Origin of the sequence: Pseudomonas sp. 51_B (assembly GCF_017491595.1) — a bacterium.
In the GTDB taxonomy this organism is placed as follows: domain Bacteria; phylum Pseudomonadota; class Gammaproteobacteria; order Pseudomonadales; family Pseudomonadaceae; genus Aquipseudomonas; species Aquipseudomonas promysalinigenes.
Genome location: NZ_JAFGYW010000021.1, coordinates 37,557 through 49,007, shown reverse-complemented (window position 1 = coordinate 49,007; position 11,451 = coordinate 37,557). Strand labels below are relative to the sequence as shown.

The 11,451-nt window shown below is 60.2% G+C and carries 11 protein-coding genes; 2 read left to right on the top strand and 9 right to left on the bottom strand.

The window, feature by feature from the left end; genetic code table 11:
* Nucleotides 1-37 precede the first annotated feature (37 nt).
* The 4 genes from J5M56_RS19145 to J5M56_RS19130 form a co-directional block, all read right to left on the bottom strand.
* Nucleotides 38-511: an inhibitor of vertebrate lysozyme family protein gene (locus J5M56_RS19145; RefSeq protein ID WP_060480207.1), complete on the bottom strand. Its 474-nt coding sequence runs from the start codon at nucleotides 509-511 to the stop codon at nucleotides 38-40.
* Between the two features lie 2 nt (nucleotides 512-513).
* On the bottom strand, nucleotides 514-675 hold the full coding sequence (locus J5M56_RS19140) for a DUF1328 domain-containing protein (RefSeq protein ID WP_003252966.1): 162 nt from the start codon (nucleotides 673-675) through the stop codon (nucleotides 514-516).
* Between the two features lie 29 nt (nucleotides 676-704).
* Complete coding sequence (locus J5M56_RS19135) at nucleotides 705-998, bottom strand: hypothetical protein (protein ID WP_060480208.1); 294 nt, start codon at nucleotides 996-998, stop codon at nucleotides 705-707.
* A 177-nt stretch (nucleotides 999-1,175) separates the two neighbouring features.
* A complete protein-coding gene (locus J5M56_RS19130) occupies nucleotides 1,176-1,997 on the bottom strand; it encodes a BON domain-containing protein (protein WP_186476057.1) in 822 nt (273 codons plus the stop codon).
* Nucleotides 1,998-2,205: 208 nt separating this feature from the next.
* Between J5M56_RS19130 and algB the strand changes: the two genes are divergently transcribed.
* Both algB and J5M56_RS19120 read left to right on the top strand, forming a co-directional pair.
* The gene (gene algB, locus J5M56_RS19125; protein WP_060480210.1) at nucleotides 2,206-3,552 is read left to right on the top strand and encodes a sigma-54-dependent response regulator transcription factor AlgB; all 1,347 of its coding nucleotides are present in this window, start codon (nucleotides 2,206-2,208) and stop codon (nucleotides 3,550-3,552) included.
* Nucleotides 3,549-5,327, top strand: a complete 1,779-nt coding sequence (locus J5M56_RS19120) for a KinB sensor domain-containing domain (protein WP_207937549.1) — start codon at nucleotides 3,549-3,551, stop codon at nucleotides 5,325-5,327. The genes algB and J5M56_RS19120 overlap by 4 nt, the downstream gene beginning before the upstream one ends.
* Nucleotides 5,328-5,339: 12 nt before the next feature.
* Here J5M56_RS19120 and J5M56_RS19115 read toward each other — a convergent pair whose 3' ends face one another.
* The 5 genes from J5M56_RS19115 to dsbA all read right to left on the bottom strand — a co-directional run bounded on the left by J5M56_RS19115 (nucleotide 5,340) and on the right by dsbA (nucleotide 11,429).
* Entirely contained in the window at nucleotides 5,340-6,959 is a 1,620-nt protein-coding gene (locus J5M56_RS19115) for an EAL domain-containing protein (RefSeq protein ID WP_186476059.1), read from the bottom strand.
* A gap of 81 nt (nucleotides 6,960-7,040) precedes the next feature.
* On the bottom strand, nucleotides 7,041-7,817 hold the full coding sequence (locus tag J5M56_RS19110; protein WP_186476060.1) for an N-acetylmuramoyl-L-alanine amidase: 777 nt from the start codon (nucleotides 7,815-7,817) through the stop codon (nucleotides 7,041-7,043).
* Between the two features lie 65 nt (nucleotides 7,818-7,882).
* Complete coding sequence (locus J5M56_RS19105; protein ID WP_207937548.1) at nucleotides 7,883-9,829, bottom strand: GGDEF domain-containing protein; 1,947 nt, start codon at nucleotides 9,827-9,829, stop codon at nucleotides 7,883-7,885.
* A gap of 98 nt (nucleotides 9,830-9,927) precedes the next feature.
* Nucleotides 9,928-10,782, bottom strand: a complete 855-nt coding sequence (locus tag J5M56_RS19100) for an endonuclease/exonuclease/phosphatase family protein (RefSeq protein ID WP_060480215.1) — start codon at nucleotides 10,780-10,782, stop codon at nucleotides 9,928-9,930.
* An 11-nt stretch (nucleotides 10,783-10,793) separates the two neighbouring features.
* The gene (gene dsbA / locus J5M56_RS19095) at nucleotides 10,794-11,429 is read right to left on the bottom strand and encodes a thiol:disulfide interchange protein DsbA (protein ID WP_060480216.1); all 636 of its coding nucleotides are present in this window, start codon (nucleotides 11,427-11,429) and stop codon (nucleotides 10,794-10,796) included.
* Nucleotides 11,430-11,451: the final 22 nt, after the last annotated feature.

Here is an 11,451-nt window from a genome sequence, read left to right as displayed (position 1 = left end):
GTTTCGCTTCTATTGCGTGACAGTGCGCGAAACCTGGTTAGTACCAGTTGGGATCGCGCTTGAGTTGCTCCTGCAACATCGCCTTCATGCCATCGTCTGGCTTACCCAGCCAGCGATACTGCGCATGACGGGTCGGCGATTTGTCCTTGGGCAGGCCTTCGGGTACCTCCACGAGCATCCCGTAGGCATCTTCCTTGTCCCAACTGAACGCGACGATCAGGCGTTTGTAGGTGCAGTTCTGTGGCGACTCGCATAGCGGGCCAACCAAGTATTTGTCACCGTCCTCAGTGAGGGCAGTCATTTGCTCCTGCCCACTACCGCTGAGGTTGATCACCCAATCGGGCAGGCGCTCCTCACCTTTGATCGCGTCTTGCCATGCCTCTCGATACTCGGGGTCCGAGCCGAGCAATTGCTCGACCCGAACCTGGCCATCATTGGCCGCCAGCACTGTTGCACTACCACCCGACATCAGGGCAGCGAAGACCAGTGCCGTGCTCAGCTTCCTGCTCATCGTCAACCTCGACCACGTCCAAAGAAGAAGGAGGCTACGAACAGGACCAGGAAGACGATGAACAAGATCTTCGCAATGCCTGTAGCGGCGCCAGCGATACCACCGAAGCCGAGCACGGCGGCAACAATGGCGATGATGAGAAAAGTAATTGCCCAGCTCAGCATGATGCTTCTCCTTTCTTTTTGAAAAATGTTCAGAACACCCAGCGATCCTGAGGCACAACGTTTGCGACGGTGGCCGGCGAGGTGTTGACTGCAGGACGCTGCCCTGCAGGCTCATTGGCTTGGACCAGCGAGCTGGTCCGGTTTGCCTGAATTTGAGCCAGCAGCGCAGTTTGCGCGGCGACTTGATCGGCCAGACGCGAGGTCTGCCAGCTGTAGTAGAAGAGGCCGGCGGCCAAGGTCAGCAGCAAAGCCATCCCAAGCAACAGGAACTGGCGCACTGGAAGTGCGACATTGAGCGAGCGGTTGACGTTTGGGCGGTTCATGCCGGCTTCTCCTGCTGTAATTTTTCTGTTCAAACCTGAACAAGTAATTGCAGCCTGCATGCCAGCTTTGGAAGCTTATAAAAATCGTTATAAATCAATGACTTATACAGTTAACCCGGCAGGAGTGAGGACGTATACTGCACGATACCCCTGCCAGGGTCGTGCGAAATGCACGACTCAGGCTTCGGCCTTGGCGGCTACCTTTAGAAGATCAACGTCCACACCGCGTACGCCAATGATCTGCCGAGCGATCTCCAGAGCGATGGTCTTCTGTTCGCGGCTCAGTACTTCACCGCTTAGCCTGACCATGCCTTTGTCGCTGGCGACTTTGATATTCAGGCCATCGAGATTGCGACTGAAACGCAGGCTGGTCTGGATTTTGTCGACTATCCAACTGTCGCTCGGCTGAGGCTCGCTGTCGGCGCCAACGGGGGTCTCCCTAGCTTTTGCCATGGCAGCGCTATCCAGGCTGACCAGGTTATTGACCAGATACACACCCGCTGTGCTGCCCGCCAGTACGCCTGCCAACGCCTTCGCCTCTGCACTGTCCACTTTGCCGCGCAGGGTAATCACGCCATCACTGCTCTGAACCTCGATGGGCGCCTTGCTCGTGATGCGACTCCACTGCAGCCGCGCCCGTACAACTGCGGCAAGGGTCGCATCCTCAAGGCGCTGAGCGTAAGCGCGACGCTCCAGTGGGCGCTCGACCAGTTGGGCGTTAACCCGTAACTGGTTATCAACCTGTTCGATGCCATGGGTTGCCAGTGCTACTTCCTCTGCGAGCTGTCGCTCGACCTGGTTTTCGACTTCGCCCGACAAACGTGCCTGTTGGCCATCGACGGCGACCTCGATACGAAACAGGTTGAGCATAGGATTGAGCGCCAAGGCCGTTTGCACGGAGCCCAGCCGCCGCGCGTCCTGCACTGGATCAGCCAACGCAGATGTGCAAATGGGTAGAAGGCTGGTTGCCAATACGGTCATTCGAATGAGAGGGCGCATGGATATACCTCGTTGATAGGCAAAAACAGAAATACTTCGCAACCAATGTGCCAGGTAGGGGCTCTAAGGAAAGCATAGTGATATCCAGCTTCACGGCATTAAACGGACATTGGCTAGCATGCAAAGGACAGAATCCGTCACAATTGACCGTGCAACTTGCCCGATTTTTCCCACACTAATTACAGAACCATCCCAAGGAGCGCAGGAAATGCAACCAGCCCAGGACAATCAAGGCCGCATTCTGCTGGTGGATGATGAGTCCGCAATCCTGCGCACCTTCCGCTACTGCCTTGAAGATGAAGGCTATAGCGTCGCCACGGCCAACAGCGCCGCACAGGCTGAAGCCTTGCTGCAACGCCAGGTGTTCGACCTGTGCTTCCTGGATTTGCGCCTGGGTGAGGACAATGGGCTGGACGTGCTAGCGCAGATGCGTATCCAAGCGCCCTGGATGCGGGTAGTCATCGTCACCGCGCATTCGGCGATCGATACCGCCGTGGACGCCATCCAGGCCGGCGCCGCCGACTACCTGGTCAAACCCTGCAGCCCCGACCAGCTACGCCTGGCCACCGCCAAGCAGCTCGAAGTACGCCAACTCTCGGCGCGACTGGAGGCGCTCGAAGGGGAAGTACGCAAGCCTAAGGACGGCCTGGACTCACACAGCCCAGCGATGATGGCAGTGCTGGAAACTGCCCGCCAAGTGGCCACAACCGATGCCAATATCCTGATCCTTGGCGAGTCGGGTACCGGTAAAGGCGAGCTGGCCCGCGCCATTCACGGCTGGAGCAAGCGGGCGCGCAAAGCCTGCGTGACCATCAACTGCCCATCGCTCAATGCCGAGCTCATGGAGAGCGAATTGTTCGGCCACACACGCGGGGCCTTCACTGGCGCCAGTGAAAGTACCCTGGGGCGCGTCAGTCAAGCGGATGGTGGCACGCTGTTTCTTGACGAGATCGGCGATTTCCCTCTCACGCTACAACCGAAATTGCTGCGTTTCATCCAGGACAAGGAATACGAGCGGGTGGGCGACCCCGTTACCCGCCGCGCCGACGTGCGAATTCTTGCGGCGACCAACTTGAACCTGGACGACATGGTGCGCGAGAACCGCTTCCGTGAAGATCTGCTGTATCGCCTCAACGTCATTACTCTGCATCTGCCGCCCCTGCGCGAGCGCAGCGACGACATCCTCACCCTTGCCGACCGCTTCCTGGCCCGCTTCGTCAAGGAATATGCCCGCCCGGCGCGAGGTTTCAGCGATGAGGCACGCAGTGCACTGCTCAACTACCGGTGGCCGGGCAACATCCGGGAGCTGCGTAACGTCATCGAACGCGCAAGCATCATTTGCCCACAGGAGCGCGTTGAAGTGAGCCACTTGGGCATGGGTGAGCAGCCCACCAGCAATGCACCCCGTGTAGGTGCTGCGTTAAGCCTGGATGAGCTGGAGCGCGCCCACATCGGCGCGGTGCTTGCCGCCAGTGACACCCTTGACCAGGCGGCCAAAACCCTTGGTATCGACGCCTCGACGCTTTACCGCAAGCGCAAGCAGTACAACCTATGAGGCTGCCGATGAAGCTGCGTACGCGGCTGTTTCTCAGCATTTCGGCGTTGGTGACCGTGGCCCTGCTGGGGCTGTTATTGGGCTTGGTCAGTGTGCTGCAGATGGCGGCGGCCCAGCAGCAATCGGTACTGGAAACCACCCACTCCTTGGAAGTGGGCTTGAAGCTCAGGCAGAACCTTGGGGACCAGCTGGTACTGCTGCTGGACAAGGACAACTCCCCGAACAACTTGCCCACGCTGCAGGAGAACTTCCAGGCGCTGCTCGACCACGGCTTGGCCCAAAGCGGTGACCGCGTCGGTTTCAGTAAGGCCAATGAGAACTACCAGGCCTTTCTGCAAGCCTATCGTGCCACTCCGGACCCGGCTCGGAGCATGGATGTGGAGCAACCGCTGGGCGCTGCATTCAACCAAGTGCGCACAGACCTCATCGATTCACACAAGCAAGCCCTCGATCAAATCCTCAATAGCGAAGCGCACACCCGCGATCAGGCGCTTCTGGTCAGCGGCGCGCTGGGCCTGATGGGCCTTGTGGTGCTAGTGCTGGGTTTTATAACTGCTCACAATATCGCCCGGCGTTTCGGCCAGCCTATCGAAGCCTTGGCCAAGGCTGCAGACCAGCTCGGCCAAGGGGACTTCGAGATCACCTTACCGGTGACCCACGCTATCGAGCTTAACCAGCTGACCCGTCGCTTCGGGCTAATGGCCGATGCGCTGCGCAAGCATCAGGCTACCAATGTCGATGAACTGCTGGCAGGTCAACAGCGCTTGCAAGCCGTGCTCGACAGTATTGACGATGGCTTGCTGATCATCGACCGCCAAGGCCTGTTGGAGCACCTCAACCCAGTCGCTCAGCGGCAGTTGGGCTGGGATAACAGTCGTGTCGGTACTGGCTTGGCCGATGCCTTGCAACGCCCGGAACTCAATCAGCAACTGCACCAGGTACTGCGAGGCGGCAGCCTGGACCGGCCTCCTGAAGACCTGAGCATCGAGGTTGAAGAGGAAGCCCGGCTGCTCACCTACAGTCTGACTCCGGTCAGCCATCCCCAGGGGCCGATTCTCGGCGCGGTCATGGTGTTGCACGACGTCACCGAGCAACGCGCCTTCGAGCGCGTACGCAGCGAGTTCGTGCTGCGCGCTTCGCATGAACTGCGCACACCAGTGACCGGCATGAGTATGGCGTTCGGCCTGCTGCGCGAACGATTGAAGTTTCCGCCTGAGGCTCGTGAAAACGACTTGCTGGAGACCATCGGCGAAGAAATGCAGCGCCTGACTCAGCTGATCAACGACCTGCTGAACTTCTCCCGTTACCAGAGCGGCCTGCAGAAGCTCGAACTTGCACCTTGCGCCATCGACGAGCTGCTCGACAGAGCGCTGCTGCGTTTTGCTGACCAAGCAGCCAGCAAGCAGATTGAACTGGCCAAAGCGCTGGAGCCCCCGCTGCCACGTATTCAGGCCGACATCGGGCAACTGGACCGCGTACTGGACAACCTGTTGCTAAACGCTATTCGCCATACACCTAGCGGCGGGCATATCCGCCTGCATGCTCGACGCCACGCAGAACGCGTGATCGTCAGCGTCGAGGACGATGGGGAAGGTATCGCCTACGGTCAGCAAGGGCGGATCTTCGAGCCGTTCGTGCAGGTCGGGCGCAAAAAAGGAGGGGCTGGACTGGGGCTGGCACTGTGCAAAGAAATCGTGCAGTTGCATGGAGGGCGCATGGGCGTGTTTTCCCGACCGGGGCAGGGCACGCAGTTCTACATGGCGCTGCCGGTCTGAACAGGCTCCCCCTCAAGGCTCATCATTGATCCGCGCCCGCCTGGGCTGGCGGCCGCGGGTCACGAGTTCGGCAAACTGCCGGGCATTGAGCGGGTGAGCGAACAGCCAACCTTGGCCGTAATTGACGCCCTCGCTGTTCAGTAGCACCGCCTGCTCCTCGCTTTCGATGCCTTCGGCAATCACTCGCAGATGCAGGTCATGAGCCATGCGAATGATATGCGGCGCTACACCGCTGCTGGCGGCGTCGTGGCCCAGTGCGTCGATGAACGCCTTGTCGATCTTCAGGCAATCCACGGGCAACGTCTGCAAATAGGCCAGGCTGCAATAGCCGGTGCCGAAGTCATCGATCAGCACCTGATGCCCAACCGCCCGCAGCGCCTGCAGGTTATCCCGCGCTACCACTACATCGATCAAACCGCGCTCGGTGACTTCAAAAGCGATCTGACTGGGCGCGACGCGGTGTAGCGCCAACAGTCGAGCAGCAACACTGCCGATACGCGGCACCATGACGTCACAGGCTGCCAAGTTGACGGAGATATAGAGGTTGCGGTGTGAGCGTAGCAACTGCCCTAACTGTTCGAGCACCCGTTGCAGCACAAAGTCGGTGATTTGCCGAATTTGCCCGGTATTTTCCGCAAGCGGGATGAACAAGTCAGGGCTGGTCAACGAGCCATCCGGCCTGCGCCAGCGCACCAGGGCTTCTGCGCCGACACAGCGGCGACTGTCGAGCTCGAAGATCGGTTGATACAGCACCTGCAGCTCGCCCCGGCGCAACGCATTTTGCAACTCCGAACTCATCGAACGCCGCTGCTGGATCAGTTGCAGTACCAGCCAGCCGATACAGCATGCGGCTAAAAGACTTCCGGGGAATAACAGCCAGAGCATGCCATTCATGCGTAACGGCAAGCTGGCACGGGGTGCAATCAATGCCAACTGATAGTCCGGTGACCGGGTGGGCATCCGATACACCAGCCGATCTTGCAGCTCGATCAAGGATTTTTGGCTGGGGGGCGGCCAGCCATTGGTCGGTGGCCACGCCTGAGGTGGGCCCAGCACCGGTATGGCGCGGGTGCCGTTATCCAGCACGACCAACAAGCTGCCCCCTGGCGGCAGATCGACTACATCAGTCAGGTGCCCGCGCGAGGTAGATACCAGAAAATTGCCCCGTGCGAGCATCAGGGCAGCGAGGTTCTCGTTGGGTTCAGTAGTGGTATTGAGCCAATAGCTATAGGTCGGCCCCTGAATATCCGGCGCCCGGGTGGGCACGAAGGCCCTGGCCCCGCCCCTGTTGGAGCAGGCGACATTGGCGTCCACATACGCGGCTTCATAGATGAAGCGCGAGCCCAGGCCAACCTGCTGCAGCACCGAAACCATCGCCGGGCTGCAACCGCGCACTGGCTGAGCCTGAAGCTCGTCGACACCCTCGCGCAGTTGGCCGAATACCTGCTCCAGACGCTCGAGAAAGCGCTCGCCCTGGGCGTTCATCTGCGCCATTTCGCTGTCTTTCATCTGCTGCAATGCAATTGCGATGCTGGCGGCCAGCAACACCGCAGCGCTGGCCAATGCTGCAAGGGTGGCCAGCATCCAGGGACGGTAGAAAAATTGGCGCAATGCAGAAATCAGAGCAGACATGGGCAGCATCCAGTTGATTAACAAGGTATAGCAACTGGAATGAGAATCGGCTCTGCCGTTTGGCGCCCGGCTGCAATGCGCTTATCGCATGCGGTTGAGCACCGCCAGCATGGCTGCAGTCTGGGCGTCCGGCATCCCGTCGAAACGCTGCGGGCGGAAGTGCATCTGGAACGCGGCTATGACGTGGCGGGTGGCGACATCCAGCTGCCCAGTCTGCTCGATGGCATAGCCGAAGCGGGCCAACTCCTGCTGATACCAGCCAATGGTCGGTGGGTTGACGTTGAAGTAGGCCTGCTGGCGGGCCACGGCGTTGGGCTCGGGCCAGATTCCCAGGCCAGCATCGGCCAGGCGCTTCCAAGGGAACAAGGGGCCTGGGTCAAGCTTGCGCAATGGGGCGATATCACTGTGGCCAATGATGTGCCGCGGCTCGATATTGTTGCGCTTGACGATGTCTTTGAGCAAAGCGATCAGTGACTGGACCTGAGCTTCGCTGTAGGGGTACCAGACACGACCATTGGCGGTTTCATCGAACCCCGGGTTGACGATTTCGATGCCAATGGAGCTGGAGTTGAGCCAGGTACGCCCCTGCCATTGGCTTTCACCAGCGTGCCAGGCACGGCGATTCTCATCCACCAGTTGGTAGACCGTGGCTGGGCCATCGCCAATCAAGTAGTGCGCACTGACCTCGCCTTTGGTCAGCAACGCCAGCGAACGCTCCAGCGAGGCGTTGGTGTAGTGCAGGACGACGAACTGGATACGGTTGTCCTGGTTGGCAGAGGGATGGCTGCGGTCGATGCGCAGGCCGGTCGAACAACCAGCCAGTGCAATTAGCAGCAAGGCGGAAAATAGCGCTTTCATGTGGGGAGCCAAAGTCAGCAGTCAGTAATGCAATAGCATAACGTATACATGGGTTGGCTACCCCCTCAGCTTTGTTCTACCCGGTTACGGCCAAGATCCTTGGCCCGGTACAACGCCGCATCCGCGCGCTTGAGGACCTGGTCGCCGCGCTCGCCTGAACGCCAGGCGCTCAGGCCGATTGAAGTGGTGATGACAACCCGCTCGCCTTTGAAGTGAAACGGGCAGGCCTCGATAGCGGCGCGCATTGCCTCAGCAACTTGGCTAGCCGCCGCCGGCGAGGTCTGCGGCAACAACAGTACGAACTCTTCGCCGCCGAACCGAGCAATGAAGTCACGGGGGCGCAGCCGTTTGCGCAATTGGTCGGCAACTATCTTCAGCACCTTGTCGCCTGCCAGGTGGCCGTAGCTATCGTTGATCCGCTTGAAGTGATCCAGATCGAGAATGGCCATGGCCAAGTGCCCACCTTGCTCCTGCCAGTCACGAGTTTCGCGCTCGACTTGCTCGGCCCAGGCTGCGCGGTTGGGCAAACCGGTCAACGGGTCGATCAACGCCTTCTGGCGCTGCTCTTCAAGGTGTTCGCGATAACCCAGCGCTTCTTGTTCCATGCTCGCAACACGCTCGGCCAGGCCTTGAAGGCGCCCGGCAAGCTCTTGCTCGCGACGGTCCCGCTCGCGCTGATGCTCGTCCATGGTGCCAAGCAGCCCCTCCAGGCGGCTTTCAAGAATGTGCTTGAGGCTGTCCACATCCACTGCCCCCTGCACACTGCTTTGCAGGCCATCGACCTGCTCGCGCAGTTGGCTGTCCAGTTCGCGGGCGGCGCAGCTGTTATCGGCATGGCCTGCACTGGCTTCGTGCAGGTGGCTCTGGAAGCCTTCGAGGCGTTCATTGAGCTGTTGCAAGTAGGTTTCTAACTCATGCTGCCCGCTGTCGGTGATAGCCAGCATCAGTACAGCCAAGTCATCCAGCACCGGGATCAACTCATACCAGTTGAGCCCGCGCGCCACCCGTTCGCGCATCTGCAAGGCTTGGGCTTTGTGGCGTTCTGGCAGGCTGAGGTCGTCCAGCAGGCCGATCAGGGTCTGCTCGATGTGCGCTGCCACCTGGCTATACGGCGGCTCTACCGCATCGGGTAGCGAGTACGGCCCGTCTTCCCCGAGCGGGTCATCGACCGGGGCCGCTAGCCACTGCGCCAGCGGCTCGTGTGCCTGATGCTGCTCGCGGGCTTCTTGGTCGGTGCGTTCAGGCTCAGGCGGCAGCTCCGCCCTAGACTCGACTGCAGGCTCAGGTGCCGAGTAGGCCTGAGGTACTGTGGGGTCGGCAGTTTCTTCAACCTGTGTTGCAGCCTCGGGCGGTACAAGCGGCAAAAGCTCATCGGCATCTTGCACTGGCAAATCAACCAGTACTGGGCCGCTCGGCTGCGGGTCGGCGGCTGAGGCGATGGCCGAGGGGGGCGGTGACACCTGCTCTCGCTCAGCCTGCGGTTCGCTTTCACGGTTGCCAAACAGGCGTTGGAGAAAGCCAGGCCTGGCCTCGTCGTCGGCTTTGCTCAAAGAGGAAAGGGCGCGGCCCTGCAAGCCACTGAGCTCACCCAGCAGGGGCGGCAGTTCTCGGGACTGGGCAACACCGCCGTCGAGCTTCTTCGCCAACTTTTTCAATTGGCGGGCGACGTCACCGGGCAACGGCAGGCCTTGAAGTTGGGTCACCAACGCGTTGAGGGCATCACTGACCTGGTTCATGCGCGTTTCACGACGCTGCTCGGAGTCCAGCACAGCCTTTTCCAAGCGCGGGATCAAGCCGGCGAGGCCGGCGTCCATGTTGTCGCTGCGAATGACCTCGCGCATTTCCTTCATGCACTGGTCCACGACCTTGTCGCTGCCTTCTGCAGCCAGCGTACTGCGCACCAGGCCGCGACGCAGCAGGTCAAGGCGAGCATCCCAACGGCGCTCGAGCTTTTCCTGCTTTTCGATGCTTTTTAAGTATTTTTCTTTCCAGCGCTCGGCTTCTTCGGTCATGCCTTGATCCGCGACGGGTAATGCATCTGGGGGCTGTGTAATGACACGCTGTCGGCGGCTCCCTCAAACACTTGAGGGCTGGCCGTAATCGAGCTGATCTAGCTCAAGACCGGCAGCGTATCCACAGTCAATGCATCAGGCAATCGGATCTCGACCGCAACGGGAAGATGATCGGAAATCGGCTGGGCCAGGACTTCGACCCGCTCCAAGGTAAGGCTTGAGCTGAGCAGGATGTGATCGAGACAGCGCTGGGGGCGCCAACTGGGGAAGGTGGCCTCGACCTGCGGGGCAATCAGGCCCAGGTCACGCAAAGGCGAGTGCTCCAGCAGGTCGGTGGCATGGGTATTCATATCGCCCATCAGCACCTGGTGACGATAACCGCCAATCAGCTCACGGATATAGGCCAGTTGCCGAGCCCTCGTCTTGGCGCCAAGGGCCAGGTGCATCATGACCACGATCAGCGCGTCCTCGCCCTCACCGAAGCGCACCAGGATAGCGCCACGTCCAGCCGGGCCGGGCAGTGGGTGGTCTTCCAGCTGGTTTGGCTTGAGCCGGCTGAGCACGCCGTTGCTGTGCTGGGCAAAGCGCCCAAGATTACGATTGAGCTGCTGATACCAGTAGGGGAAGGCACCCAATTGAGCCAGGTGCTCCACCTGGTTCACATAGCCTGAACGCAAGCTGCCGCCATCGGCTTCCTGCAGGGCCACCAGGTCGAAATCGCTGAGCAACTGGCCAATTTTCTGAAGGTTCCCCGCCCGCCCGGTATGTGGCAGCAGGTGCTGCCAGCTGCGGGTCAGGTAATGCCGGTAGCGCTCGGTGCTGATGCCAACCTGGATATTGAAACTGAGCAGCCGCAGCCGTCCATCTTCCGGCAGGCCTGGGGCCTGCAGGTGATGCTCATTGACCTGCGGCTGGTGCAGGCCAATGCCACGCGCGGATCTGAAGCGCCGCATGGTTACGCCGCTTACTTAGCGGCGCGCTCCTTGGCGATCAGCTGGTCGGCAACGCTCAGCACACCTTCCGGCCCGCCGGCGGTGCCCAGGTCGAAGCGATATTTGCCGTTGACCACCATGCTAGGCACGCCGGTGATCTCGTACTTCTTCGCCAACTCCTTGGCCTGATTGACCTGGCCCTTGATCGCGAACGAGTTGAAGGTGGCAAGGAATTTGTCCTTGTCGACACCCTGGGTGGCGAGGAAGTCGGCCATGTCTTTCGGATCGGTGAGGCGCTTGTGCTGATTCTGGATGGCGTCGAAAACGGCCGCGTGAACCTTATGCTCGACACCCATGGCTTCCAGGGTCAAGAACATCTGACCGTGAGCATCCCATGGCCCACCGAACATGGCTGGCACCCGCTTGAAGTTGACATCTTTGGGCAGCTTGTCGACCCAGGGGTTGATGGTCGGCTCGAAGTGGTAGCAATGAGGGCAGCCATACCAGAACAGCTCGACCACTTCGATCTTGCCTGGCTGGGATACCGGAACAGGGTTGCTCAGCTCGATGTATTGCTTGCCGGCAGTGGCAGGCTCGGCGGCCTGGACGGCAGTCATACCGAGTACGCTGGCAGCGACCAGCGCGGCGCTGAGAATCAGTTTACGCATGCTTTACTCCTGAGCATTCATT

Coding starts and splice junctions, on each gene's coding strand:
- J5M56_RS19145 (WP_060480207.1), bottom strand. CDS start 511: ATGAGCAGGAAGCTGAGCACGGCACTGGTCTTCGCTGCCCTGATGTCG.
- J5M56_RS19140 (WP_003252966.1), bottom strand. CDS start 675: ATGCTGAGCTGGGCAATTACTTTTCTCATCATCGCCATTGTTGCCGCC.
- J5M56_RS19135 (WP_060480208.1), bottom strand. CDS start 998: ATGAACCGCCCAAACGTCAACCGCTCGCTCAATGTCGCACTTCCAGTG.
- J5M56_RS19130 (WP_186476057.1), bottom strand. CDS start 1,997: ATGCGCCCTCTCATTCGAATGACCGTATTGGCAACCAGCCTTCTACCC.
- algB (WP_060480210.1), top strand. CDS start 2,206: ATGCAACCAGCCCAGGACAATCAAGGCCGCATTCTGCTGGTGGATGAT.
- J5M56_RS19120 (WP_207937549.1), top strand. CDS start 3,549: ATGAGGCTGCCGATGAAGCTGCGTACGCGGCTGTTTCTCAGCATTTCG.
- J5M56_RS19115 (WP_186476059.1), bottom strand. CDS start 6,959: ATGTCTGCTCTGATTTCTGCATTGCGCCAATTTTTCTACCGTCCCTGG.
- J5M56_RS19110 (WP_186476060.1), bottom strand. CDS start 7,817: ATGAAAGCGCTATTTTCCGCCTTGCTGCTAATTGCACTGGCTGGTTGT.
- J5M56_RS19105 (WP_207937548.1), bottom strand. CDS start 9,829: ATGACCGAAGAAGCCGAGCGCTGGAAAGAAAAATACTTAAAAAGCATC.
- J5M56_RS19100 (WP_060480215.1), bottom strand. CDS start 10,782: ATGCGGCGCTTCAGATCCGCGCGTGGCATTGGCCTGCACCAGCCGCAG.
- dsbA (WP_060480216.1), bottom strand. CDS start 11,429: ATGCGTAAACTGATTCTCAGCGCCGCGCTGGTCGCTGCCAGCGTACTC.